The organism is Shewanella mangrovisoli (genome assembly GCF_019457635.1).
GTDB lineage: Bacteria > Pseudomonadota > Gammaproteobacteria > Enterobacterales > Shewanellaceae > Shewanella > Shewanella mangrovisoli.
Genome location: NZ_CP080412.1, coordinates 1,638,627 through 1,665,117, shown reverse-complemented (window position 1 = coordinate 1,665,117; position 26,491 = coordinate 1,638,627). Strand labels below are relative to the sequence as shown.

Below are 26,491 nucleotides of genomic sequence, written 5' to 3'. Positions count from 1 at the left end.
TAGCTCGAACTAAGCTCGGAAGTTGGCACAGACTCGAATAAGTGAATTCAGTGTTCAAGCCTTATTTAAGCCTAAGCGTTTACTCTAACGCCTTTGCGATAACGCCTATTCAGTGAGGTTCCCGTCACAGTGACGACTGCAAACTCAAGCGCTAAGCCATCTAAACCACTCAGTTGGCGCCAAAAACTACGAAGCCCGCGCTTTTGGCTTAAACAGTTTAGGGATCTTAGCATCATGGCGCTGGTGCTCTACGGCGTCAGCCTCTATTTGCAACGGGATATGCTCACCGGCCAAGCGCCAGAATTAAGCGGTATCGCGATTGATGGTAGCCAGCTTGCACTTAATTCTGCCCAGACAGAGCCAACATTAGTCTATTTCTGGGGCACTTGGTGCCCGGTGTGCCGCGTCACCTCCCCTATGGTTGAGAGTATCAACCAAGACCATAATGTCATTTCAGTGGCGGTGGCTTCTGGCAGTGATCGCGAGGTCCAGCACTATATGGACGAGCACCAATATCACTTTCCGGTGCTAAACGATGACAAAGGTGAGCGAAGTACTCAGTGGGGCGCGATGGCATTTCCAGCCATTTATATTATCGATACCCATGGGGAGATCCGTTATATCACCTCGGGAGTCACCTCGACTTGGGGCATGAAGTTCAGATTGTGGTTGGCACAATTCTAGTTCAGCTCTAGTTCGGTTCTAGCAACCTCAGCAAACGCCAGCTCGAGAATATACTGCTTAGTGACTGATATTTTGCTAGTATGGCCGCGCAAATGATGAGGATACGATGCAGATATTTGATTACCAGCCCCCTTCAGTCCCTTGGTTAGATCTTCGCTATCAAGATAGAGATTTAATCATTATTAATAAACCTTCTGGATTGTTGTCTAACCCCGGCAGGGCCGCACATACCTTCGATTGCGCCCTCACCCGGCTACAACGTTTGTATCCTGACACTATTCTCGTGCATCGACTCGATTGTGCCACCTCTGGCATTATGGTGTTTGCCCGCAACAAAAAGGCCGAGTCCCAGTTAAAAACCCAGTTCCAAGATAGGCAAAACGAGAAAGTGTATATCGCCGAAGTCATGGGGATGATAGCAAAGGATGCAGGGATAATCGATTTAGCTATCGCGCCCGATCCCGAGCACCCGCCCTATCAAAAGACGCAAGCGGCAGGGACGGCTGGCGCGAAGAGTGCTCTGACCCATTACCGTGTGCTAGAAAGACGCGAAAACAGCACCTTAGTCGAATTAACGCCACAAACGGGCCGTACCCACCAACTGAGGGTGCATATGCTCGCCTTGGGACATCCCATTCTTGGGGATGAATTTTATGGCGATAATGAAGTGATAAAGGCCAGACCGAGACTCTGTCTTCACGCCCAAAGTTTACGTTTTACCCATCCTTACTCGGGTAAAGCCATGCATTTTTACAGTAAGCATCCCTTCTCGGCTTAGCACAAATAGTTAACCGCTAAAGACACGAGGTCGCCTTAAGCGACCTCGTATCGAGCAAACCGGGTTGGTGTTTGCCGATTTATTGATTAGCGTATTTCGCTGCGACTCATTAAGCCACGCGCTGATTGAAATCAATATCCGCCATCAACTTATCGACTTGGAAATAACTGCCCTGCTCATTGCAAAACTGCAGTTGCATGGCGGGCGTCACCATAAAATATTCACCGAAGAAGTTGCCGCCGACATCTTCCACTTTTTGGCCCAGCGGCGTATCGGACAGACTCACTTCATCCAAACTATGGCAGCCATCGCTAAACCAGGTTTCTAAATAATATTTGTCCGCTTCTTTATAGAGGGTAATTTTGTCACCAAGCAGTGGACGCTCATCTAACCAACGACCAATAATTTCTCGATTTTGCATATCTGACTCCCGCCAATGAAGGCGACGGCGTTTTTCAATCCCAGACATCCTGATATCCTTATGCAATACCCACTCACCTAAAGTGAACGTCAGTTGTGGTAGTACATTAAGCATAGAACCCATTTACCGCTTTACTCCCCCGAGTCGCAAATTACCCCAAATTCACCACAAAATGTAACTTTTTGGTTAAATTAAATTTGCTAAACGTTTAAAAACTAAAAGATAATTTCGCCTGATTAATTAATCGGCAGTGTAGCTTAATTAGAAAATAAAAACGCGATCTTTATCACTATTTACCTATCGCTAAAGTAAAGATAAATACCTTATTTCACATCTTGCGCATTCATCCGCACGAATGAGGTTGTTACATCTTTTATTATTCACTCGGCTTAGGATTCTGATATAACAAACGGGATATACATCGCCCTACAAATAATCAAAAAATAATGCAGGAAGCTTATGCACAATATTCATCGCCGCCATTTTCTAAAAGCTGCGGGCGCCGTTACCGCAGGTCTAGTTACGGCCAATATTGCCCTCAATGCCAACGCCAGCAGCGTTGCCCCTAAACCCCGCGTTGGAAGATCCGTAATCGGACTTATCGCCCCAAAAATGGAGCTGGTTAGAGTCGGTTTTATCGGTGTGGGAGAGCGGGGTTTTAGCCATGTCGAACAATTCTGCCACTTAGACGGCGTAGAACTTAAAGCCATTTGTGATACCCACCAAGCCGTTATCGATAGAGCCGTTGAGCATATCGTTAAGCAAAACCGGCCAAAACCTGCGGTCTACACGGGGAATGATCTCAGCTATCGCGAACTGTTAAACCGCGATGATATCGATATTGTGATTATTTCAACCCCGTGGGAATGGCACGCTCCCATGGCCATCGATACCATGGAAAGTGGTAAACACGCCTTTGTGGAAGTGCCATTGGCATTGACGGTGGAAGAATGCTGGCAACTTGTCGACACCGCCGAACGCACCCAGAAAAACTGCATGATGATGGAGAACGTCAATTACGGCCGCGAAGAATTGATGGTGCTTAACATGGTGCGCCAAGGTGTGTTTGGCGAGCTGCTCCACGGTGAGGCGGCTTATATCCATGAGCTGCGCTGGCAAATGAAGGAAATCGACCATAAAACCGGTTCGTGGCGCACCTATTGGCACACCAAACGCAACGGTAACTTATATCCGACCCACGGCTTAGGGCCGATTTCTCAATATATGAACATCAACCGCGGTGATCGTTTCGATTATCTCACCTCCATGAGTTCACCCGCGCTCGGTCGCGCGCTGTATGCCAAACGAGAATTCCCCGCTGATCATGAGCGTAATCAGCTCAAGTACATCAATGGCGATATGAGCACTAGCCTGATTAAAACCGTTAAGGGCCGAACCATTATGGTTCAGCACGATACCACAACCCCTCGACCCTACAGCCGCCATAACCTTATCCAAGGCACCAATGGCGTTTTTGCCGGATTCCCAAATCGGATTGCCGTTGAGCACGGCGGTTTTGGTAAGAGTTACCACGAGTGGGATATGGACATGCAAAAGTGGTATGACAAATACGATCATCCACTCTGGCAACGCATCGGTAAAGAAGCCGAAATCAACGGCGGTCATGGCGGGATGGATTTTGTGATGCTCTGGCGTATGATCTATTGCCTACGTAACGGCGAGGCGCTCGATCAGGATGTCTACGATGGCGCCGCTTGGTCTGTGGTGAATATTTTAAGTGAGCAATCGCTGAATAACCGCAGCAACTCGGTCAACTTCCCCGACTTTACCCGCGGCGCGTGGGAGCATGCCACGCCATTGGGGATTGTCGGCGCCTAAATCACTCTAAAGTGAGCGGTTAACGTAAAGGGATAAACTTAGGATTATCCCTTTAATAGCAACCTATCGATTTAATCTTCAACGAAAAATCACCACTTTGCTGCGCACCAATCACCAGCCCTATGCTAGTCAAACGGCTTAAATCTATCGCAGCACGCTCAATCGGCTTACCACGGCACTGGGGATAAAACGCCGTAAAAGGGATTTCGATGCGTTGCCAGTGAATAATACTGCCACCGTTAACGCCAAAGGATTGATGCTTAGCATCGGGCATTGGCGCCTGATAAACCGTGCTCTGCGGCGTATCGGCATCCTTAATGTTCACTTTGTAGTGCTTGCTTCTGTCGCGGTCGAGTTCGAGGTAAATCCCACTAAACTCGCCGACATCAAGCGGCGAAAACTCGCAGCGCACCGAGGCAAAGCCACCCCCATTGGCGAGCGACACATGGCCGCTAAACATCCCATAACCTAAAGGTGAGATGGTGAGCTTACTGCGTGACAGGCCACCCATCACGGTATCATTGACGCCATACCAAGACTTAGCCGCATCTAAGTCCTTAAAATCGAAAAGGATCATAACTACTCCTATAAAAAAAGCAGCCACCGTGGTGACTGCTCTTATGATACTTTTTCTACACTAACAACAGCACACTTTATCCAAGTTTAGCTTTGTTTTCAGCGGCTTCACAAGCAGCGGCCGTAAAAATCACGTCCGTAGAGCTATTCAGTGCGGTTTCGGCCGCATCTTGGATAACCCCGATAATAAAGCCAACGGCAACCACTTGCATGGCCACATCATTAGAAATACCAAACAGGCTACAGGCCAGCGGAATAAGCAGTAACGAGCCACCAGCCACACCGGATGCGCCACAGGCCGAAATCGCCGCCACCACACTCAGCAGTAACGCCGTTAATAAATCCACCTGAATGCCTAAGGTATGCGCCGCGGCTAAGGTCAGCACGGTAATGGTAATCGCCGCGCCGCCCATGTTGATGGTTGCACCTAACGGAATTGAAACAGAATAGGTGTCTTCATGCAGCTTTAACTTTTCACACAGCGCCATATTCACCGGAATGTTTGCCGCACTGGAGCGGGTGAAAAATGCGGTTACACCACTTTCACGCAGACAACGGATCACTAAAGGATAGGGATTACGTTTAATTTTCACGTAAACAATCAGTGGGTTCACAATCAAAGCTATGATAGCCATCGCGCCGAGTAACACGGCTAATAGCTTGGCGTAACCCGCAATGGCGGCAAAACCGGTTTCGGCAAAGGTCGCCGCTACCAGACCAAAAATACCGATAGGCGCTAAACGAATGATAAAACGCACCATTTGTGAAATACCATGGCTCACATCGGCAAACACTTGCTTGGTCGAATCACTCGCATGGTGCAGGGCTAAACCTAAACCCACACCCCACGCCAAAATGCCAATGTAGTTGCCCGTCATTAACGCATTGACTGGGTTATCAACCAGTTTGAAGAGTAAGGTATTGATCACATCGCCAATGCCCTGCGGCGGGCTGGTGCCCTCAACGCCAGCGACCAACACTAAATTGGTTGGGAACAGCATGCTCAACACCACGGCGGTTAACGCAGCGGCGAAGGTACCAAATAAGTACAGCACCACAATCGGGCGCATATTGGTTTGAGTATTTTTCTTTTGATTGGCGATGGAAGACGCCACAAGGATAAACACCAGAATAGGTGCGATGGCTTTTAATGCACCTACGAAGAGACTACCTAAAAACGCGACTTGCTTTGCGGCTTCATGTGAATAACTGGCTAAACTCACACCAGCGATGATCCCCACGAGAATTTGCAGCACCAAACTGCCATTAGCCAACTTGGCTAACAAAGACGATTCTTGTTTCATTACTTAACCTATCGTTATTATATTTCGGCTGAGTTTCCCCACCCCACACCTTCAAAATCGAGGCCAATAAGGTTTTTATAGGATGTGATCGAACTTGTCTAGCTTTGCAGGGAAATAAGCCGATTAAATTACCCTGCCCCTGCAAAACCCTTACAAAAATCCAACATGGGACCTAATTCGCCCGCGTTGCCGCTAAATCGGCGCCCCGCAGCATGGCTTCCACCAGCTCATGGGCATCAAACTTTGTCAGTGCCTCATTTGCGCCAACTTGATGGGCTTGGCTGACGCTGATCTCGCTCGAAAGTGAGGTATGCAAAATGATATAAGCTTTGGCGAGAAGAGGATTGTCACGCACTTCAAACGCCAGCTCATAACCATCGAGCCCTGGCATTTCAATATCGCTGACCAGAATATCGATGGGATGATGCTCGGCGGCGGCCTGCTCCATAATCGAGAGCGCCTCTTTACCGTCTGGGGTCACAAAATAAGGAATGTTAATGCTATCGAGCGCATCGGAAAGTTGTTTACGCGCAACCTTAGAATCATCCACCAGCAAAATACGCATGGGTTTTAACTTCTCGCGCTGCACGTCAGTTAAAATGGCGCGATTGGCCTCGGGCGCATCGGGGAAGACTTTCGACAGCAACAACTCAACGTCGAGTAACTGTACCAGCTGATTATCGTAGCGCGTCACTCCGGTTAAAAAGGCATTACGGCCTAAATTGGCCGATGGCGCTTCAATATCGCGCCAATTGCACTCGATGATCTTATCAATCGCACGTACCAAAAAGCCGATAATCATCCGCTGACAATCGGTAATGATGATATAGCAATGTTGACGCTCTTCATCGCTGATGGGGCGATAACCAATCGCTGCCGCCATATCTACCACGGGAATGGTATGGCCGCGAATCGTTGCGGCTCCCATGATCGTCGGATGAGATTGAGGAATTTTACTCAGCGGAGTGTAAGGCACTAACTCACGGATTTTAAGCGTGCCCAGAGCAAAGACCTGTGTTTGCGACAACCGAAACAGTAATAGCCCCTGGGATTGACTTGCCTTGCTTTTCATAAACCTAAATTCTCATTAACTATTCTGTTTTTATCATAACGGTTCACAAAATGAGTTGCGATAGCTAAAACCGCTATTTAGTCACCTTAGCTTATAACTGTGACTCTATTGGCAATAGCCCGAGGAAATCGGCGACAAAGATACGCCAAAATCCCGCGTCGGGCTCACTGTCGTAGCGCTGCTGCGCCCCATCGTCCCACCAGATGAGATCGCCATCCTCCAAGGCGAGTCGATAGGTATTCGTCGCGAGCTTTTCTTCAATATTATGGCTGACATGGCCACTCAATTGCGGCTGAGTGATCAATAATCCAAGCTCAGTATTCACCGCCGCAGAACGGGGATCAAAGTTAAATGAGCCCACAAATATTTGATTATTATCAAATACAAACGATTTGGCGTGCAGGCTGCTTTTTGAGCTGCCATGCCAGCTGTGGGAGCGCTCACCCGCCTGAGCTTTCACCTCGTAGATTTCGACGCCCGCAGCCAACAAGGTTTTTCGATATTGCTTATATCCCGCATGCACCGCCAGCACATCGGTTGCCGCCAGACTATTAGTAATGACTCGTACCCGCTTACCCGACTGTGCCAAGAGTGTGAGCAGATCGGTTCCCGATTGCGTCGGCACAAAATAAGGCGAAATGATGAGTAACTCGGACTCCACCTGCGTCAGGTAAGGTAATAACTGGCTGAGTAACCAAGTGGATTTATCGCCCTGCTGCAATTTATCGGGCGGGTCAACCAGCACTAAGGCTTTGCCCCAAAACCAAGTCATGCTATCGCTCTGCAAATTTGCCAATAATTGGCTTTCGGCTAAGCGCTTCACATATTCGCTGGACTTAGACTGTTCACGCTGCTCACTCACCCGCCGCGCCAGCGCCTCAAGCTCCGCCTGCGTGGGATTATGATCACTTAAGACTTCAATCGGATGGGTCGTGTCGGCATTCCAATATCGGTCAAATTCATCGGACACCTTAGGCACTGCATCGCCCATGGCTAACAGGTCAAAATCGCCAAATTCGAGGTCACGATTCGCGGCAAAATACTCATCACCAATATTACGTCCACCGACAATGGTCATCACGTTGTCCACGGTGAACGATTTATTATGCATCCTGTGATTTAGGCGACTAAAACCAAACAACATGGCAAGGCCGCGGTAATTGCGCTCTGTGCTTGGGTTAAACAGCCGAATATTGATGTTAGGGTAGCGCGCGAGGGCAATTAGCTGCTCGTCCATGTCGGCACTGGTCATATCATCCAGCAATAAACGCACTCGCACACCGCGGTCCGCGGCATCCAATAAAAACCACGTCAGCAAGCGGCCGGTTTCATCATTACGATAAATATAATATTGCAGATCGATACTGCTGACGGCGGACTCAATCAGCAACAAGCGAGCGACGAAGGCATCGACCCCATCACCGAGGGGGAACACGCCAGTTTGCTCGGGATGCTGCGCGATGGCGGTTTTTACCGCCTGATACAGGGTGGAGTTTTCGGCTAAGGGATAGGCTGTTTCAATTGATTTTGCGGGTAATTCTGCCATTGAGCTACAACCGTTAATCAACAGGAGCAAAAGCCCCCAAAAGGGAAGCGAGAGACGAAATACCATTTGTTTGACGGGATAACTCTTGCGTTTTTGCCCTATCTCCTTGGCAAGATGCTGAGCGATTGTGTTGGCGAAAACGGCGCCACAATTGCGCGATGATATCCCGAATATCGTCACTAAATGGTATTCCTTATTTTATGAATTCAGATGGTTATTCCTGTAACGCATAGAGCACATCGAAGGCAAACTGGTCCCAACCTTCGGCAGTAAACGCAATATCGCGAATGCTGCGCACTTGACTAACGGCATGCAAAGGCGCGGCGCCATTGACCATCAAGTAATAGGCCATAATAAGCCCTGTACGATCTTTACCCGAGCGGCAATGGATTAACACGGGCAAGTTATCGGCTTCACACTGCTGAATAAACGCCAGCGCACGCGGTAACTGGGCAACACATATAGCAACATCCCCTTCCTGCGGCGGAACATTGCGGGAGAAAGGAATGCATTCATAACGCAGTCCGTGGTGCTTAAAACTGCCCGGCTCACAGCCCTCTCCGCCATTCACGGATAACACGGCACGGATCCCAGAGTCCTTAAGCTCGGCTAAATCCCAAGGATCCTTATTGGGGCCACTTCGACCCGCTATCTTGCCTTCAACTAACCAAAATAGATGCTGCATACTGCTCCCACAAACCAGATGCGAAGGGACATGAGATGCACTAAGCATAACTCACGCCCGAGGAATTAAGATTTTTTACCCCAAAATTCAAGGTTCGCCGCGGGTAACTGTTTACGCTTTTTCTTGCCAGTACCTTCGGGTTTAGCCTGCGGTTTTTCCTGCGCTAACACTTCGAGTGGCATCTCGGCATTCGCTTCAAATCCTGGGATTTGTTCACGTACAAGTTTGATTTTGTTTTTCTTTTCAATCACGCCGAAGTGATGATATTCCTCATGGGAAATCAAGGTCACCGCCAAACCCGCTTCTCCCGCGCGGCCGCTACGGCCAATACGGTGCATATAATCGGCCGGACTTCTTGGCAAATCGAAGTTAATCACCACAGGGAGTTTATCAATATCAATACCGCGGGCTGCGATATCGGTCGCAATCAACACACTGATTTCGCCACTTTTAAAGCCATCGAGTACCCGAGTTCGCGCGCCTTGCGCCTTATCGCCATGGAAGACTTCGGCATTGATCCCACGTTTAGACAGCTTCTGTGCGAGGTGATTACAGGTGTTTTTAGCACTAACAAAAATAAGCGCCTGCGACCACTGATGCTGTTTAATCAAGTGTGCCAACAGCGCGGTTTTTTGTTCACGGTTGACTGTGATAACGCGCTGTTCAATGGTGCTTTCTTGCTCACTTTGTAGATGATATTCAAGCGGTTGATGTAACAAGGTAGCCGTGAGTGCACGCACTTCTTCAGGGAATGTCGCCGAATACAATAAGGTTTGTTTCTTGGCGGGCAGCGCCTCAAGCACTTGATTAAGTTCATCGGTAAACCCAAGGCTTAACATGCGATCCGCTTCATCCAGCACTAAGGCCGAGACGCGATTGAGCTTAAGCGCATTGCTGGCTAATAAATCCAATAAACGGCCTGGTGTTGCCACCAGCACATCGGCCCCCGCGCGTAAACTTTGCATTTGCAGATTGGCTGACACGCCGCCAAACGCCGCAACTATCTTAAGTTGGCCATTGAAGTGAGAGGCATAGGATAAAAAGCTATCGGCAACTTGCTGCGCCAATTCGCGGGTTGGCACGAGTACCAAACAACGCACTTGGCCTGCCGATTTTTCCGTGGTTTTTGCCTCAAACAGGCGCTGTAATAACGGCACGGCAAAGGCGGCGGTTTTGCCAGAGCCCGTATTCGCCCCCGCTAATACGTCCCGCCCACTGAGCACGGCCGGAATAGTGGCCGCTTGTATGGGCGTAGGCGTCACATAGCTCAGCTCAGAGAGTCGATTACACAGGGGCGCAATAATGCCAAGTTCGGCAAAGCTGGCAACGGAGGAAGAAGCTTGGGTCATAAAAAATTACATGGCTCATCAATAACAAATATGACCGCTATTCTAACGTAAAATGCGCTCCCTTGCTTGTCGATTCCAGCATTAACAGCTGTTGTTTCATCGTGAGTCCATAAGCATAACCGGTTAATTGGCCATTTTTACCAATGATACGGTGACAGGGCACAATAATAGCGATGGGATTGGCGCCATTAGCGGCACCGACCGCCCTAACGGCTTTGGGCCTGTCGATACGCTGGGCGATATCGCCATAACTGCAACTCTGCCCATAACCGACCTGCACCAGCGCCTGCCACACCTGCTGCTGAAACTCGGTGCCCTTAGGCGCTAAACTTAAGTGGAACTCGGTTCGCTCACCGCGAAAATAATCTTGAAGCTGGGCCTTTGCCTGCTCAATATGGCTTTTGGCCCGCGCAAGTTCGTCATCAGTTGCAACCTTTAGTGGGATCTCCGTTCGGCTCGAGCCAACGACAGTTAAATGGCTCAATCCGTAGGCATTGGCATTGAGTTGTAGTTCGCCGACAGGGGTACTTAAGCTATCGACAGCGCAGGGCTGATAATCTTTGGCCGTTGGCGCGCTAATCAATTGGGAGAAATTCGGGCTCATAATGGGTCTCGTAAACGGCTTTAGTACAGTGTTTTCGTACTGTGTTTCAAATAGTTAATAGTCACTCTCATATGGAGCCTCGTCACTGGATCCTAGTCACTGGAACAATAACGAATGGCCTGAAATGCCTTATGCATTGGACCACAGCTGGAAGGTCAAATAACTCCCCCAAGGGGCGATATCCGCACCCACCCGCTGTGCAAGCGCCGTATAATCCAGCTGTTTTACCGCTTCAATATCCAAGCCTCTTTGCTCGGCAACACTGGCTAACAATTGTTTTTTAACGATTAAATCTGTGTGCAAGAAGATATTCGGATCGCCAAGTCCACGCAATTTGGCGTAGGCAATGGTCCAAGGACCTATACCTTTTACCCCAATCCACTCATCGACTGGAGCTTCAGGCTGCTCACAGATAAAGGCTGCAAGCGCATTAAGCGCCAGCTTGCGCGCACCGGGCATTTTAAGCTCATCGAGACTCGCTTCACGAATCGCCTGCGGTGTGGGGAACAGGCGATATTCCCGCCCGTTTAAACTAAAGCGCTCGCCATAGGCTTCGACCAATATATTCAGTAATTTAGTCGCCTGCACTACGCTCACCTGCTGACCTAAGACGGCTCGACAACCCGCCTCAAACACCGCGCCTGCGCCGGGGATCCTAAGCCCGGATTTGCTACTGAGTTTAAGATCGGTCAAATGCTGAAGGTTGTGTTCAATCTGCTGCATATCGGCATCGAGATCTAAAATGCGCCGCACTTGGGTGATGAGCTTTTGTAGGCCCGATAAGGGCGAGTCTGGCGTTAACGTCAGCGTGATTTTAAAGCGATGCAAAGGTGCCTCATGGACGATATGCACCACAGCGCGAATATCCTCAATTTGCAGGGTACGGCAATACTCAAGTGGCATATTTGGGTCAATCGCCTCATGGGAGTGAGGGGCTACACTCTCACTAAACCATTCCATGCCTTCGACGGCGCGCAGGCGATAAAAGGCTAATTGCGCCGACCAATCGAGCGGCGGTCGATAATACTGATACAGACTCAAGCTGTGTGCTGGCATCTCCTGCGAACAAGCGAGTTCGGCACACTCCCCATCGTCTACTTTAATAGTCGATTTCTGGCTGGATTTTCGTAATTGTGTGGGCGTTAATTGCAGCGCCTGCTGAAACGCCTCGTTAAAACGGCGAATACTGTTAAAGCCTGCGGCAAGGGCGACCTGAGTGATGGGCAACTGCGTCTGATGCAACAACTGCTTTGCGAACAATAACTGACGATAGAGGGCAAATTGTTTAGGTGAAGTGCCAAATCCTGCAGTAAATAACTTATTTAAATAACGGCTGCTGATCCCCAGTTTGTCCGCCAAGGCCTCGACCGTTAATCCGTGCTCGCCAGATAAGGCGCCAGCTTCAATCAAACCTATCGCTCTGTCTAAGGTTGTGTTAGTACCTTTCCACGGATTAGAGCCTGGGGCACTGTCTGGGCGGCAACGCAGACAAGGCCTCAGCCCCGCCTGCGCAGCTTTAATGGCCGAGTCAAAATAACGAACATTTTCTTCCTTCGGCGCTACTGCTGGGCATACTGTTCGGCAATAAATCCCCGTACTTAACACACCCACAAAGAACTTACCGTCAAAACGTGGATCGCGGCTCATGCGCGCTTCACGGCAAATCCCGGCGGATATTTGGCAATCCTGCGCGTCGCTTGATGCCGGCTCGAATGGCGGTTTTGGGGCTGAATTTTGGCTCACGCTTGTCTGCTTCATTTGGCTATCCGACACTCTTATTCACAATTTTGTACTTGTCGGTTACTGTACGTCACCCTATGCTAGCACACTCGCGGAAAACGGAACTGGATCATCGCGTGCTTTTAAAGTGCAAGATCCTATATGCTAGACACCTCGACGTTTTCCCCATCCACTTTTCTCAATTAAATAGAGTCAATTCATGTTTAAACGATTTGAATCTTGGGTTGAAGCCCTGCCCGATGGCGAACCAACCAAGCCGCCCACGGGGGTGTATGCGTTCTGCCGCCATTACACTAAGGGCTATGAATTACCGCTTATCTTAATGTCAGTGCTGACGGCATTAATCGCCATGCTCGAAGTCTCGCTCTTTGGCTTTATGGGGCAATTAGTCGATTGGTTAGTGAAAAAAAGCCCTGAGACGCTCTTTCAAGATGAGGGCTCAACGCTGTTATTAATGGGGCTGATGGTCCTAGTGGTGATGCCATTATTAGTGCTATTCCATGCGCTGATCATGCATCAAACCTTGCTGGGTAATTATCCCATGTCGATTCGTTGGCTTGCGCACCGCTATCTGCTCAAGCAAAGCGTGTCCTTCTATCAAAATGATTTTGCTGGCCGTATTGCCACTAAAGTGATGCAAACTTCCCTTGCGGTACGCGAAACCGTCATGAAACTGCTCGATGTGCTGGTATACATTTTAGTATATTTCACCTCCATGCTGGTGATGGTGGCCAGTGCCGATGTGCGTCTGGTGATCCCCATGCTGATCTGGCTAGCGCTCTATATCGGTTTACAGTGGTATTTTGTGCCTAGGCTGAAAACGGTTTCGACTGAACAAGCCGATGCGCGCTCGACAATGACAGGACGCATTGTCGACAGTTACACCAATATCACCACGGTGAAACTCTTCGCCCATACGGATAAAGAAGCCGAGTATGCCAAGGCAAGTATGCGCAGTTTCCTCGACACTGTGTACCGCCAGATGCGCCTCGTTACGGGGATCAGTGTCAGTGTGCAGGTGATTAACTATATGCTCGCCTTCAGCATTGCCGCTGTGTCTATCCTGCTCTGGAGTGACAATGCCATCTCTGTTGGAGCGATTGCAATTGCCGTGAGTTTAGCGCTGCGTCTCAATGGTATGTCGCAATGGATCATGTGGGAAATCAGTTCGTTATTTGAAAATATCGGCACTGTGACCGATGGGATGAACACCCTTTCCAAAACAACACTGATCCAAGATTCGCCCAATGCCAACACTTTAGTGGTTGAGCAAGGACGTATCGATTTTAATCAGGTGAGCTTCCATTACGGCGAAGAAACCGGTGTTATCGAAGATCTGAACCTCAATATCAAAGCGGGCGAAAAAGTCGGACTCGTTGGCCGCTCGGGCGCGGGTAAGTCCACCCTAGTGAACCTATTGATGCGTTTTTACGATGTTGAGAAAGGCCAAATTTGTATCGATGGCCAAGATATTAAAGCGGTCAAGCAGGACTCACTGCGCTCACAGATTGGGATGGTGACCCAAGATACGTCTCTACTGCATCGCACTATTCGGGAGAATATTCTTTACGGTAATCCTGATGCAAGCGAAACCCAGCTCGAGCATGCAATAAAACAGGCTCAGGCCCATGACTTTATTAATGAACTGACCGATCCTAATGGCAACCATGGCTTAGATGCACAAGTGGGTGAACGTGGGGTTAAGCTCTCCGGCGGACAGAGACAGCGTATCGCGATTGCTCGGGTACTATTGAAAAATGCGCCGATTTTACTGCTCGATGAGGCGACTTCTGCCTTGGACTCCGAAGTGGAAGCTGCGATTCAGGAAAGCTTGTACGAATTGATGCAAGGAAAGACTGTGATCGCGATTGCCCATAGATTGTCCACTATCGCGGCGATGGACAGATTAATCGTGCTCGATCAAGGTCGTATTGTCGAGCAAGGCACCCATCAAGAGTTAATTGCCGCAGGCGGTATCTATGCCCAGCTTTGGGCGCATCAAACTGGTGGCTTCCTCGGGGTTGAGTAGATTGAAGCATTCCTTAAGCGCACTACCGTGCATTTTGATTTGAAAAATCATTGAGTTTGGATGTAAAAGGCGACCTAGAGTCGCCTTTTTATTTGGCTTTATTATTGGTCTTATTGTTTGCTTTATTAGCTGGGCTGATACAGGCACAAAAAGTTTGTTGCCAGCACTTATCCTCAACAATATCCGCAAACCAATTCCTTCAAGTATGGTGCTCTACTGAGATGACACGCCGTTTGCTCTTATATAGGTACTGCGATTTGATAAGAGGTAAATACAGCAAAAGTACCAACTCCCCTACTCCCCCCAAGACAAATAAACTGATACGGTCTCAATAGAATAGGCTTATGGCTTATGGCTTATGGCTTATGGCTTATGGCTTATGGCTTATGGCTTATGGCTTATGGCAGGATAACGAATTTTAGATACAAAAAAACCACCTAACGGTGGCTTATTGTTCTCAACTAACATTAGCGATTAATCTTAGTTGAGGTGGTATCCCCTAGGGGATTCGAACCCCTGTTACCGCCGTGAAAGGGCGGTGTCCTAGGCCTCTAGACGAAGGGGACACAAGGACTGATGTTTAGTCTCATCACTGAGGTCTTACTAGTTATCTCACAAATCACTCGTTAGTCATTTGTGATAGCACCCTATCTTTAAGGGATAGAGTGGTATCCCCTAGGGGATTCGAACCCCTGTTACCGCCGTGAAAGGGCGGTGTCCTAGGCCTCTAGACGAAGGGGACACAAGGACTGATGTTTAGTCTCATCACTGAGGTCTTACTAGTTATCTCACAAATCACTCGTTAGTCATTTGTGATAGCACCCTATCTTTAAGGGATAGAGTGGTATCCCCTAGGGGATTCGAACCCCTGTTACCGCCGTGAAAGGGCGGTGTCCTAGGCCTCTAGACGAAGGGGACACAAGGACTTATGTTTTTCCTCATAACTGAGGTTTTGCTATTTATCTCAAACAACTCGTTAGTCATTTGGGATGAAAGTGGTATCCCCTAGGGGATTCGAACCCCTGTTACCGCCGTGAAAGGGCGGTGTCCTAGGCCTCTAGACGAAGGGGACACAAGGACTGATGTTTAGCCTCATCACTGAGGTCTTGCTAGTTATCTCACAAATCACTCGTTAGTCATTTGTGATAGCACCCTATCTTTAAGGGATAGAGTGGTATCCCCTAGGGGATTCGAACCCCTGTTACCGCCGTGAAAGGGCGGTGTCCTAGGCCTCTAGACGAAGGGGACACAAGGACTGATGTTTAGCCTCATCACTGAGGTCTTGCTAGTTATCTCACAAATCACTCGTTAGTCATTTGTGATAGCACCCTATCTTTAAGGGATAGAGTGGTATCCCCTAGGGGATTCGAACCCCTGTTACCGCCGTGAAAGGGCGGTGTCCTAGGCCTCTAGACGAAGGGGACACAAGGACATATTAATTTGAAAACTATTAATGACTAACAGTGCTCTCGCTTAATACGGCGAATTTGGTGGAGCTAGACGGGATCGAACCGTCGACCTCTTGCATGCCATGCAAGCGCTCTCCCAGCTGAGCTATAGCCCCAAATTCTTTCGACATACTGATATTCAGTATATATCGCAGAAACTGGATTTGTTCTTACCAAACGACTCGTTAGTCATTTGCTAGGAACCCTATGTGATAAACATAGTGGTATCCCCTAGGGGATTCGAACCCCTGTTACCGCCGTGAAAGGGCGGTGTCCTAGGCCTCTAGACGAAGGGGACACAAGGACATATTAATTTGACTCGCATTATTACTAACGCTTATCCCGCTTAATATCGGCGGTAAGTTTGGTGGAGCTAGACGGGATCGAACCGTCGACCTCTTGCATGCCATGCAAGCGCTCTCCCAGCTGAGCTATAGCCCCAAACTTATCAAGCTGTATTTAAGTGCACTACAAGCATTCGCTCGTCTGTGTCTCAACTACGGGGCGCATTCTATGCAGCGCACCTAAATGTGTCAACTCGTTTTTTAGGAATTTATTCTATCTGCTACAAATTCAATCGCTTTGGATATTCTTTGCTCAGAACGCGCCTTTCCTATTAAGAATAAGGTGATATCTAAGCCAGGAGACTGCCCAGCACCTGTCACAGCGACACGTAAAGGCATACCTACTTTACCCATACCGACTTCTAATTCGGTCGCGGTGGCTTCAATCGCTTGGTGGATAGCTTCAACAGTCCACTCAGTTAATGCTGCCAGTTTTTGTTGCACTAATTGCAATGGCTCAAGCGCGACACCACGTAAGTGCTTTTTCGCTTGCTCGGCATCGAACTCTGCGAAGTCCTCATAGAAGTAGCGGCTAGAAGCGGCTAACTCTTTTAAGGTCTTAGCGCGTTCAGCCAGAGCCGTCACTACCGCAGATAACGCAGGGCCATTTGAGGTATCGATCTTTTGATCGTCCATATGCCATTGTAAGTGCGACGCCACATATTCAGGATCGAGCGTCTTAATATAGTGTTGGTTTAACCAAACCAGTTTCTCGGTATTAAAGGCAGAAGGCGCTTTGTTGATGTCGTCTAACTTAAAGAGCTGCTTCATTTCTTCTAAAGAGAACACTTCTTGATCGCCATGTGACCAACCTAAGCGAACTAAGTAGTTAAGCAGTGCTTCAGGCAGATAACCATCATCACGGTATTGCATTACGCTTACCGCACCATGGCGCTTAGATAACTTGGCTCCATCATCACCTAAAATCATCGACACGTGGGCATATTCAGGAATAGGTGCGCCTAATGCTTTAAGGATGTTGATTTGACGTGGGGTGTTGTTGATATGGTCTTCACCACGAACCACACAAGTGATCCCCATATCCCAATCGTCGACAACCACACAGAAGTTATAAGTCGGAACGCCATCGGTACGGGCAATGATCAGATCATCTAATGCATCGTTTGAGAATTCGATACGACCACGAACATGGTCATCAAACACCACTGAACCGCCGATGGGGTTTTTGAAACGCACAACAAAAGGCTCGTCAGTGTCACGCGCCGGCAAGTCACGGCAGCAACCATCGTATTTTTGGGCTTCGCCATTTGCCGCTTGTGCTTCTCTTAAAGCATCGATACGTTCACGCGAGCAATAACATTTATAAGCTGTGCCCTGCTCTAACATCTGCGCGATGATTTCGTTATAACGATCAAAACGCTTAGTTTGATAGTACGGGCCCTCATCCCACGTCAGACCTAACCAGTTCATGCCCTCTAAAATGGCATCACAGGCCGCCTGAGTAGAACGTTCAATATCCGTATCTTCGATACGTAAAACAAACTCACCATTATTGGCACGGGCTTGTAACCAAGAATAAAGAGCAGTACGGGCACCGCCCACGTGCAAAAAGCCTGTTGGGCTGGGGGCAAAACGCGTCTTAGTTGTCATAATGGGACACTAACCTATATAAAGTCGTCTAGATAAAGACAATCACAGTAAAAAGTGGGCTTATTCTAGCAGCCTAAGTCTGCGCTGCAAATGGCACTTAGCGCAGGTATTGCAGATCCCCTCAAAGTATCTGCCCAAAGGTGAGCGCTTTAGATGGCTCTGATAAAAATGAGAATCCAGCATTCCATATCCGAAAACAAACACTCGAAAACCAAAGCCATGTAATTGAAGGATACGCATCTCTATTTAGAAACATACCATCGAAATTTAGCAAAATAGATGAAGAGAATGGCGCAGCGCCCTCCCTTTATCGTTCAAGCCGTATAGACAACACTCTTTAGCCTAAAAAAGCCGCAAACCCTCAAAAAAGAACGCTTAATGATGCGATAGGCTGACTTATTGGCAAGGTGAGCGCAAAAGCCTGAAAAGAAAATACCGACGAAATTGTCCAATAAAGTAACACTTTGAATGATGACATGATTAACATTAAGTCAATCCGAGCAAAAATAGCGCGACCAATGCTTTTTTCATTAAAAAGCGTTGACACTCGATCGAACCTCCCTATAATACGGCTCCACACAGCAGAGGTCGCTTAGCTCAGCTGGGAGAGCACCTCCCTTACAAGGAGGGGGTCACTGGTTCGATCCCAGTAGCGACCACCATGTGTTAAATGCAAATTTAATCATGGTATACAAGTTGTTATATGCCCGGGTCGCTTAGCTCAGCCGGGAGAGCACCTCCCTTACAAGGAGGGGGTCACTGGTTCGATCCCAGTAGCGACCACCATATACTTCTCATTCACTGTGTCGTCATTCTCCGGTCGCTTAGCTCAGCCGGGAGAGCACCTCCCTTACAAGGAGGGGGTCACTGGTTCGATCCCAGTAGCGACCACCATTTTTTTAGAATGACATTAAAATTTGTATTGAAAGAATTCCGGTCGCTTAGCTCAGCCGGGAGAGCACCTCCCTTACAAGGAGGGGGTCACTGGTTCGATCCCAGTAGCGACCACCATATTCTTCAGTACTGATTTACCCCGGGTCGCTTAGCTCAGCCGGGAGAGCACCTCCCTTACAAGGAGGGGGTCACTGGTTCGATCCCAGTAGCGACCACCATATTCTTCAGTATTGATTTACCCCGGGTCGCTTAGCTCAGCCGGGAGAGCACCTCCCTTACAAGGAGGGGGTCACTGGTTCGATCCCAGTAGCGACCACCATATTCCCCCAAAAACTTTACCCCTAGCTCAACTCAACTATGCTTGATCTTAATCAGCATCTGCTTAACTGAGTCTGTTACCCAGTATTTAATCCGATTAAACGCTGCTGATTGTTGCCTTAGGCATATTCGGAGATCAGCACTATGGCCAGCGTCAGTCAATCTGCATCCCTCACCAATATTGCAGCGTATTTAAAGCATACTCATGCCTGCGATGAACAAACCGCGCTGAGGGAAGCCCGTGAAGTCATGCACAATCTCGTCAGCATGCGCCAAAAAGGTTTTATTACTGGCTGGTATTTCGATGAGCGCGGGCATTTGGAGTTACTTCCTAGTGATGAAATCCTTAAGCGAATTGGCGAAGATCACGGCTGACTGCCGCATTACTTCATCTTAGCCATCTCACCAATCCCCTGATCTATAGTCATTTTTCAGCCAGCTTTTGATCTAAAAGCAACTTATTTTGCTCAGTTAATCATCAAGCTAAAAACCTCTGCTCATACCCCACAAAATGCAGTTTGGGTGGATTTCCACCCATAGCCAAAATCAACGTGAGCGAGATCTCACCCACAAAACTAAAAGTGTGACAAACGTCAAATGAACTACACTTTATTAACCAAACACTTACAGAGTGCATCGTAAGTTGGCGTGGTATTTGCCTTTATTAAGACAGACCTCAGGGAAATCAAGGCTGTATTCCTACTCACACTTGGTAACAAACTAACCAAGGCTGAGGACAAATCCTAACAACAGAAAAAGGAACTCAAAAATGACATTGAATCAACAAATGGGTATCACACGTCCATTAAAAACCGTCGCAAAAATGCTGGCACTGGCCTCAGTGTTTGCGACCAGCTTTAACGTGTTTGCGGCGCCCGTTGAAATCAAGTTCTCCCACGTGGTTGCAGAAAATACGCCAAAGGGTCAAATGGCGTTGAAGTTTAAAGAACTCGTTGAGCAACGTTTACCTGGTGAATATACGGTCAGTGTATTCCCTAACTCACAGTTATTTGGGGATAACAACGAGTTAGCGGCACTGCTGTTAAACGACGTGCAATTTGTCGCGCCTTCTCTCTCAAAATTTGAACGTTATACCAAACGCCTACAGGTTTTCGACCTGCCATTCCTGTTTAATGACATGGATGCAGTAAACCGTTTCCAACAAGGTGAAGCCGGTCAAGCACTGCTGAACTCAATGAGCCGTAAAGGTATTGTCGGTTTAGGTTATCTGCACAATGGTATGAAGCAGTTTTCTGCTAACACACCACTGAAACAACCTTCTGATGCTAAAGGCTTAAAATTCCGTGTAATGGCATCTGACGTATTAGCCGCCCAGTTTGATGCTGTGGGCGCCATTCCTGTGAAGAAACCATTCTCTGAAGTGTTTACCCTGCTGCAAACCCGTGCGATCGACGGTCAAGAAAACACTTGGTCTAACACCTACTCACAAAAATTCTATGAAGTTCAAAGCCAAATCACCGAAAGTAACCACGGCGTGCTGGACTACATGGTCGTAACCTCTGACGCCTTCTGGAAGAGCTTACCAGCGGATAAACGTAAAGTGATCAAAGAAGCCTTAGATGAATCTATCGCTTTAGGTAACAAGATCGCCGCTGAAAAAGATAACGAAGACAAGCAATTAATCCTTGATTCTAAACGTTCGCAACTGGTGACCTTAACGCCAGATGAGCGTCAAAAATGGATTGATGTAATGAAACCTGTTTGGGCGAAATTTGAAGACCAAGTAGGTAAAGATGTGATTGAAGCCGCTGTTGCTGCAAATAAACAATAATGAAATAAACCGCTTAACCTCTATTTGGGGTTAAGCGGTATTTGAGCGAGGGGAGTACAGCTGTGATATCGCGAATTTTTGGTTACTTTGAAGAAGGGGTGCTCAACCTCTTAATCACCTTAATGACACTCTTAGTGTTCACAGAGGTAGTGGCGCGGTTTTTCTTCAATACCGGTTTTTTATGGATCCAAGAACTGACCTTAACCCTTTGTGGTTGGTTTGTGCTTTTTGGTATGTCCTATGGGGTGAAAGTCGGTGCTCACATCGGTGTTGATGCGTTTGTAAAAAATCTGCCCCCTAAGGCTAAAAAGATCACTTCCCTAGTGACGGCATTGATTTGCTTAGCTTATTGCGGACTATTTTTAAAAGGTAGCTGGGAATATCTGTCACAGATGTACCAAATCGGCGTACCGATGGAAGATATTCACTTTCCTAAGTTCCTGTTAAACAGCTTAGATCCCGACTTTGCTTGGAACACCTTAAAGATTGATGTCGAAGACGGCGCTGTGCCTATTTGGTTATCCCAAAGCATTCTATTGATTGGTTTTAGCATGTTGACTTGGCGTTTCTTAGAACTCTTTATCGCCATCCTACGCAACCAAGTTTCTGGATTCCAATTTGCCGACGAAGCGAAAGAAAGCATGCATTTAATTGACGAAGGTGCTCAGCACGCACAACAAGAAACAGACAATAAGGAAGCGAAGTAATGGCCATTGCGACCCTCTTTACTGCCCTACTCGTCTGTATGTTTTTAGGTATGCCTATCGCGATTGCGTTAGGTTTCTCGAGCATGCTGACGATTTTATTCTTCTCCAACGATTCCCTCGCCTCTGTGGCGTTAAAACTTTATGAGTCATCGTCAGAGCACTATACCCTGCTGGCGATCCCTTTCTTTATTCTGTCCTCAGCCTTCCTATCAACGGGTGGAGTGGCGCGGCGGATCATCGACTTTGCGATGGACAGTATCGGCCATATCCGTGGCGGTTTAGCCATGGCTTCTGTGATGGCCTGTATGTTGTTTGCTGCGGTGTCAGGTTCTTCCCCTGCAACTGTGGCCGCTATTGGCTCTATCGTTATTGTCGGCATGGTGAAAGCGGGCTACCCCGAAAAATTTGCCGCTGGTGTAATTACCACTTCAGGCACCTTAGGGATTTTGATCCCACCTTCTATCGTGATGCTAGTGTATGCGGCGGCAACGGAAGTCTCGGCAGCCAGAATGTTTATGGCGGGCTTAATCCCAGGTCTGATGATGGGCTTCCTGCTGATGATAGTGATTTATATCGTCGCTCGTTTTAAGAATCTGCCATCACGTCCCTTCCCCGGCTTTAAACAACTGGGAATTTCCAGTGCCAAAGCCTTAGGTGGTCTGGCGCTGATCCTTATCGTATTAGGTTCAATCTACGGCGGTGTAGCCAGTCCAACCGAAGCCTCTGCCGTGGCATGTATGTATGCCTATCTCATTGCGGTATTTGGTTATCGCGATATTGGTCCATTGAAAAATGTCGTATGGCGTAACGCTAACGAGCCCATCCCCAGCGCGATTGTCCGTAACTTAGGTCATATGGTACTCGGGCTGATTAAAACCCCAGTCGACAAAGAAATCCGCCATGTAGTGCGTGACGGGGCAAAGGTCAGCATTATGTTGCTGTTTATCATTGCCAACGCCATGCTATTCGCCCACGTGCTAACCACTGAGCGTATTCCCCATATTATTGCCGAATACATTGTTGGCATGGGCTTACCCGCTTGGGGCTTCTTAATCATTGTTAACTTATTGCTGTTAGCGGCGGGTAACTTTATGGAGCCATCGGCCATCGTGTTGATTATGGCGCCAATTCTGTTCCCGATTGCGACTCAGTTAGGTATCGATCCTATCCACTTAGGTATCATCATGGTAGTGAACATGGAGATTGGCATGCTGACGCCGCCGGTGGGGCTTAACCTCTTCGTCACGGCGGGGATCACTGGCCGCAGCATCGGTTGGGTGATCCAATCAGTACTGCCTTGGCTAGCACTGATGTTAGCCTTCTTGGCGCTTATCACCTACGTGCCACAGATTTCCCTGTTCTTGCCGGAATTACTGGATAAGCTCAACGGATATTAATCTCAAGAAATAAGGATTATTCCTTGATTCTAGATAGTTTTTAAGCGAGCCTACTCAGGCTCGCTTTGTTTTATTCAGTGTGGATCAGGATCGCCTGCTATGTTGCCTATGACGCCCAAGGCCAAACAACGTCTTTTAATGACCATAGTGCTACTTGCGGGCTTATTTGCCATCTTAAAATTGACCTATTGGGTGCACTTTCATCAGGGCAAAATTGAAATACAACAACAATCCGAGCGACAACTCAAAGAGCTGGTCAGCTTCTTAGATGGCGCCCTATCGCGCTACGAGAGTATCCCCCACGTACTTTCAACTAACCCTATGCTCGCCAATGTCTTAAACGATCAACAAAACCCCAAGAAGGTACAAGAGCTCAACCTATATTTGGAAGAAATTCAGCATGTGACTGAGGCATCCGATATCTATCTTATCGACGCCCTCGGCATTGCGATTGCCGCCAGCAACTGGCAGCAGCCTTTTTCGTTTATCGGCAAAGACTACTCCTTCAGACCCTATTACACCGATGCGATTTCGGGCAATTTAGGCCGCTACTATGCGGTGGGCACCAGTTCGGATAAACGTGGCTTTTACTTCTCTTACCCTATTTATCAGCAAGGCGCCAAAGGCATTCTGGGCGCCATTATTGTAAAAGTGGATATCGCCGATATCGAGCAGCAAAGCACCAGCATTGCGATGGCTGGCCAATATCAATTCTTAATCAGCGACCCCGACGATATTGTATTTATCTCCAGTGTCGATGAATGGCGCTTAGCCTCACTCACACCGCTGACTCAGGCCAAACAATATGCCTTAAATGCCTCAAAACGTTACGCGGAGCGGCCGATTGGTGAATTACTGATAAAGCCACAATATCAAGAAGATAGCCTAAGTAACGGCCATATCTACCAAATTCGCTCCGGCAACAGTCAGGCGCAATATATGGATACCCATCATTTGATGACCAAGGCGGGTTGGCGGGTGCATATTCTGGCGCCGATGAAACCCCTGCTCGAATCCATGCCCGCACTGATGCTGTTATCGGCCTCTATCTACTTGTTGCTCGCCTTAGGCTTACTCTTTAGTAGCGAGCGGCGCCGCAACTTGCAACGTATGCAACTCGCCCAGAGTTTACTGGAGCAAAGGGTGGAAGAGCGCACCCAAGATCTGCAACAGGCCAATGATCGCCTCAAGGACACTCAGGATGAACTTATTCAGGCGGCTAAGTTGACCGTGATAGGTAGCCTATCCGCCAGTATCAACCACGAGCTGAATCAGCCCTTGGCCGCACTGCGCAGTTATGCGCAAAATACCCAAACCTTCCTCGCTCGCAATATGCCGGATAAAGCCTCTGATAATCTTAAAATTATTATCGAGCTGACCGACCGATTAGCCGATATTGTCGGCCAATTTAAGAGTTTTACCCGTAAGAGCCAAGGCACGGATAGTGCGACCGATCTTAAGGGCTGTATCAAACAAGCCCTGACCATAGTCCAGCCCGAAATCGACAAGCAAGGGGTTGAGCTCGATGTGCTGTTGCCCGAAGGCCAATATCAGGTCTGGGGTGATAAAGTGCGATTGCAGCAAGTGTTTGTGAATATTATGAGCAACGCGATTGTCGCCATGCAGCAATCTTCAAAACGGACACTGAGTATTAGGGTAAACTGTGCGGACAAGTTCTGTATCAGTATTCAGGACTCAGGCCCCGGGGTGCGCGAGAGCCAGATGGAGAAGATTTTCGAGCCCTATTTCACCACCAGCGAGCGTACAGGGCTTGGCCTGGGTTTATCCATTTCCCAGCGCATTATCGAGTCTATGCAGGGGCAAATTAATGTTGCCAATGCCGAGGACGGCGGCGCGATTTTCCATATTATTTTACCGATTTATTTAGCCGAGGAACGTCAGTCATCATGAGTCTGCCCAATTCAATTCAAGACTATAGCGTACTGATCATCGACGATGAGCCCCATATTGGCACAGTGTTAGTCCAACTGTTTGAGCTGGAAGGCATTAAAGCCTTCGCCACTACCGATCCCAAAGGGATTGCCAAATTACTCGACAGGGACTGGGCGGGCGTGGTGATTTCCGATGTGAATATGCCGCAACTCGATGGCATCAGCCTGATGCAACAAATTCGCCAGCAAGATCCCGATTTACCCGTCGTGCTGCTCACAGGCTTTGGCGATATCGCCATGGCGGTCAATGCCTTAAAACAAGGCGCCTACGATTTTCTCGAAAAACCCTTTAACAACGAACACATGCTAGATGTGGTGAAGCGCGCCCTAGATAAACGCAGCCTCACCCTAGAGAACCGTAAATTAAAGAAAGAGTTAGAAAGCCATAACGTGCCTGGGCCAAGAATATTAGGCCACAGTGTCGGCATTTTGCGCATGCGCCATATCATAGACCAAGTAATCGACACCCCCGCCGATGTGCTTATCGAAGGTGAAACGGGTACGGGTAAGGAATTGGTCGCCCGCTATCTGCACGACCACAGCAGTCGCAATCAAGCTAACTTTGTCGCCATTAACTGCGGCGCGATTCCCGAGAACTTGATTGAGAGCGAACTCTTTGGCGCCGAAGCCGGAGCCTTTACCGGTGTCGATAAACTGCGTATCGGTAAGTTTGAGTATGCCAACGGCGGCACACTCTTTTTAGATGAAATCGAAAGCACGCCACTGTCGTTACAGGTCAAACTGCTGCGGGTACTCGAAGATCGCAAAGTCGAACGCTTAGGCTCCAATAAGAGCATTCATTTGGATATTCGGGTCATTGCCGCCACTAAAGTGGATTTAAAGTCCCTGTGCGACACCGGAGAGTTTCGCCAAGACCTGCTCTATCGCTTAAATCTGGTGACAGTGCCGATTCCGCCACTCAGGGATCGCCGCGAAGATATTCCCTTATTATTCTTACATTTTGCCCGTATGGCTTCTGCGCGTTATCACAAGGCACTGATTGCCCTCAATGCCGAGCAGAATGCCATCCTCACCTCCCACGACTGGCCAGGTAATGTGCGTGAGCTGCGAAATCTGGCAGAACGTTATGTGTTACTCGGTGGTGAAGCGGCCTTCGCCGGCAGCTTAGGTAATGCACCGAGCCTGCATACCAGCATGTCGCTGCTGCAACGGGTCGAGTTTTTTGAGCGAGTATTGATAGAAGAGGCCTTAAGCCATAACAAGGGCAGCATTAAGCAAACCATGGAGCAACTCGAACTGCCCCGCAAAACCTTGTACGACAAGATGCGTAAGTACGATTTAGACCGCAAACAATATATCAACGCTGACGAGTAGCCTGTCGGTGCCAATAAAAACCCCGCAAACCGGTTCACGGCTGCGGGGTTTGCTTTATCTAAGGAA

General features: G+C 48.4%; 20 protein-coding genes and 15 tRNA genes. 16 read left to right on the top strand and 19 right to left on the bottom strand.

Features of this window, described 5'->3' with window-relative positions; all coding sequences use genetic code 11:
- The first annotated feature begins 129 nt into the window (after window positions 1-129).
- Window positions 130-684, top strand: coding sequence for a protein disulfide oxidoreductase (locus K0H60_RS07475; protein WP_220057733.1), 555 nt, complete (start codon window positions 130-132; stop codon window positions 682-684).
- Window positions 685-790: 106 nt separating this feature from the next.
- Window positions 791-1,462 carry an RluA family pseudouridine synthase gene (locus K0H60_RS07470; RefSeq protein ID WP_220057732.1) on the top strand — a complete coding sequence of 224 codons (672 nt, stop codon included), beginning with the start codon at window positions 791-793 and terminating at the stop codon, window positions 1,460-1,462.
- A 109-nt stretch (window positions 1,463-1,571) separates the two neighbouring features.
- Here the strand turns inward: K0H60_RS07470 and K0H60_RS07465 are convergent, their stop codons facing one another.
- Entirely contained in the window at window positions 1,572-2,006 is a 435-nt protein-coding gene (locus K0H60_RS07465; protein WP_220057731.1) for a hypothetical protein, read from the bottom strand.
- A 336-nt stretch (window positions 2,007-2,342) separates the two neighbouring features.
- On the opposite strand from K0H60_RS07465, the gene K0H60_RS07460 reads away from it, so the two are divergent.
- On the top strand, window positions 2,343-3,722 hold the full coding sequence (locus K0H60_RS07460) for a Gfo/Idh/MocA family oxidoreductase (RefSeq protein ID WP_220057730.1): 1,380 nt from the start codon (window positions 2,343-2,345) through the stop codon (window positions 3,720-3,722).
- A gap of 52 nt (window positions 3,723-3,774) precedes the next feature.
- Here K0H60_RS07460 and K0H60_RS07455 read toward each other — a convergent pair whose 3' ends face one another.
- The 8 genes from K0H60_RS07455 to K0H60_RS07420 form a co-directional block, all read right to left on the bottom strand.
- Window positions 3,775-4,299: a CIA30 family protein gene (locus tag K0H60_RS07455; protein WP_220057729.1), complete on the bottom strand. Its 525-nt coding sequence runs from the start codon at window positions 4,297-4,299 to the stop codon at window positions 3,775-3,777.
- A gap of 76 nt (window positions 4,300-4,375) precedes the next feature.
- A complete protein-coding gene (gene sstT / locus K0H60_RS07450) occupies window positions 4,376-5,602 on the bottom strand; it encodes a serine/threonine transporter SstT (RefSeq protein ID WP_220057728.1) in 1,227 nt (408 codons plus the stop codon).
- Between the two features lie 172 nt (window positions 5,603-5,774).
- Window positions 5,775-6,674: a chemotaxis protein CheV gene (locus tag K0H60_RS07445; protein WP_011716492.1), complete on the bottom strand. Its 900-nt coding sequence runs from the start codon at window positions 6,672-6,674 to the stop codon at window positions 5,775-5,777.
- Window positions 6,675-6,765: 91 nt separating this feature from the next.
- A complete protein-coding gene (locus K0H60_RS07440) occupies window positions 6,766-8,286 on the bottom strand; it encodes a phospholipase D family protein (RefSeq protein WP_434086672.1) in 1,521 nt (506 codons plus the stop codon).
- Between the two features lie 148 nt (window positions 8,287-8,434).
- Window positions 8,435-8,905, bottom strand: coding sequence for a phosphatase domain-containing protein (locus K0H60_RS07435; protein WP_220055117.1), 471 nt, complete (start codon window positions 8,903-8,905; stop codon window positions 8,435-8,437).
- Between the two features lie 65 nt (window positions 8,906-8,970).
- Entirely contained in the window at window positions 8,971-10,254 is a 1,284-nt protein-coding gene (locus tag K0H60_RS07430) for a DEAD/DEAH box helicase (RefSeq protein WP_220057726.1), read from the bottom strand.
- Window positions 10,255-10,291: 37 nt separating this feature from the next.
- On the bottom strand, window positions 10,292-10,858 hold the full coding sequence (locus K0H60_RS07425; protein WP_220057725.1) for a methylated-DNA--[protein]-cysteine S-methyltransferase: 567 nt from the start codon (window positions 10,856-10,858) through the stop codon (window positions 10,292-10,294).
- Window positions 10,859-10,987: 129 nt separating this feature from the next.
- Window positions 10,988-12,616 (bottom strand): DNA-3-methyladenine glycosylase 2 family protein, encoded by a 1,629-nt coding sequence (locus K0H60_RS07420; protein WP_220057724.1) that lies wholly within the window; start codon window positions 12,614-12,616, stop codon window positions 10,988-10,990.
- A gap of 181 nt (window positions 12,617-12,797) precedes the next feature.
- Between K0H60_RS07420 and K0H60_RS07415 the strand changes: the two genes are divergently transcribed.
- Window positions 12,798-14,627 (top strand): ABC transporter ATP-binding protein, encoded by a 1,830-nt coding sequence (locus tag K0H60_RS07415; RefSeq protein ID WP_109287771.1) that lies wholly within the window; start codon window positions 12,798-12,800, stop codon window positions 14,625-14,627.
- Between the two features lie 490 nt (window positions 14,628-15,117).
- On the opposite strand, the gene K0H60_RS07410 is transcribed toward K0H60_RS07415, so the two are convergent.
- The 10 genes from K0H60_RS07410 to gltX form a co-directional block, all read right to left on the bottom strand.
- Window positions 15,118-15,193, bottom strand: a tRNA-Glu gene (locus K0H60_RS07410).
- Between the two features lie 100 nt (window positions 15,194-15,293).
- Window positions 15,294-15,369, bottom strand: a tRNA-Glu gene (locus K0H60_RS07405).
- Window positions 15,370-15,469: 100 nt separating this feature from the next.
- Window positions 15,470-15,545 (bottom strand) — tRNA-Glu (locus tag K0H60_RS07400).
- Window positions 15,546-15,623: 78 nt separating this feature from the next.
- Window positions 15,624-15,699: transfer RNA gene (locus K0H60_RS07395), tRNA-Glu, on the bottom strand.
- A 100-nt stretch (window positions 15,700-15,799) separates the two neighbouring features.
- A tRNA-Glu gene (locus tag K0H60_RS07390) sits at window positions 15,800-15,875 on the bottom strand.
- A 100-nt stretch (window positions 15,876-15,975) separates the two neighbouring features.
- Window positions 15,976-16,051, bottom strand: a tRNA-Glu gene (locus K0H60_RS07385).
- A 64-nt stretch (window positions 16,052-16,115) separates the two neighbouring features.
- Window positions 16,116-16,191 (bottom strand) — tRNA-Ala (locus K0H60_RS07380).
- Between the two features lie 106 nt (window positions 16,192-16,297).
- Window positions 16,298-16,373: transfer RNA gene (locus tag K0H60_RS07375), tRNA-Glu, on the bottom strand.
- Between the two features lie 67 nt (window positions 16,374-16,440).
- Window positions 16,441-16,516 (bottom strand) — tRNA-Ala (locus K0H60_RS07370).
- 104 nt (window positions 16,517-16,620) lie between these two features.
- On the bottom strand, window positions 16,621-18,030 hold the full coding sequence (gene gltX, locus K0H60_RS07365) for a glutamate--tRNA ligase (protein ID WP_011625747.1): 1,410 nt from the start codon (window positions 18,028-18,030) through the stop codon (window positions 16,621-16,623).
- 586 nt (window positions 18,031-18,616) lie between these two features.
- Between gltX and K0H60_RS07360 the strand changes: the two genes are divergently transcribed.
- The 12 genes from K0H60_RS07360 (at window position 18,617) to K0H60_RS07305 (ending at window position 26,425) form a co-directional block, all read left to right on the top strand.
- Window positions 18,617-18,692: transfer RNA gene (locus tag K0H60_RS07360), tRNA-Val, on the top strand.
- Between the two features lie 48 nt (window positions 18,693-18,740).
- Window positions 18,741-18,816: transfer RNA gene (locus K0H60_RS07355), tRNA-Val, on the top strand.
- Window positions 18,817-18,848: 32 nt separating this feature from the next.
- Window positions 18,849-18,924, top strand: a tRNA-Val gene (locus K0H60_RS07350).
- Window positions 18,925-18,965: 41 nt separating this feature from the next.
- A tRNA-Val gene (locus tag K0H60_RS07345) sits at window positions 18,966-19,041 on the top strand.
- Between the two features lie 25 nt (window positions 19,042-19,066).
- A tRNA-Val gene (locus tag K0H60_RS07340) sits at window positions 19,067-19,142 on the top strand.
- 25 nt (window positions 19,143-19,167) lie between these two features.
- Window positions 19,168-19,243, top strand: a tRNA-Val gene (locus tag K0H60_RS07335).
- Between the two features lie 143 nt (window positions 19,244-19,386).
- Entirely contained in the window at window positions 19,387-19,617 is a 231-nt protein-coding gene (locus K0H60_RS07330; protein ID WP_069455278.1) for a hypothetical protein, read from the top strand.
- Window positions 19,618-20,011: 394 nt separating this feature from the next.
- Window positions 20,012-21,034 (top strand): TRAP transporter substrate-binding protein, encoded by a 1,023-nt coding sequence (locus K0H60_RS07325; protein WP_011716484.1) that lies wholly within the window; start codon window positions 20,012-20,014, stop codon window positions 21,032-21,034.
- Window positions 21,035-21,096: 62 nt separating this feature from the next.
- Window positions 21,097-21,741: a TRAP transporter small permease gene (locus K0H60_RS07320; RefSeq protein WP_086904586.1), complete on the top strand. Its 645-nt coding sequence runs from the start codon at window positions 21,097-21,099 to the stop codon at window positions 21,739-21,741.
- Window positions 21,741-23,138 (top strand): TRAP transporter large permease, encoded by a 1,398-nt coding sequence (locus K0H60_RS07315; RefSeq protein ID WP_220057723.1) that lies wholly within the window; start codon window positions 21,741-21,743, stop codon window positions 23,136-23,138. The genes K0H60_RS07320 and K0H60_RS07315 overlap by 1 nt, the downstream gene beginning before the upstream one ends.
- Window positions 23,139-23,237: 99 nt before the next feature.
- Window positions 23,238-25,049: a sensor histidine kinase gene (locus tag K0H60_RS07310; RefSeq protein ID WP_089068140.1), complete on the top strand. Its 1,812-nt coding sequence runs from the start codon at window positions 23,238-23,240 to the stop codon at window positions 25,047-25,049.
- Window positions 25,046-26,425, top strand: coding sequence for a sigma-54-dependent transcriptional regulator (locus K0H60_RS07305; RefSeq protein WP_011716480.1), 1,380 nt, complete (start codon window positions 25,046-25,048; stop codon window positions 26,423-26,425). The genes K0H60_RS07310 and K0H60_RS07305 overlap by 4 nt, the downstream gene beginning before the upstream one ends.
- Window positions 26,426-26,491 lie beyond the last annotated feature (66 nt).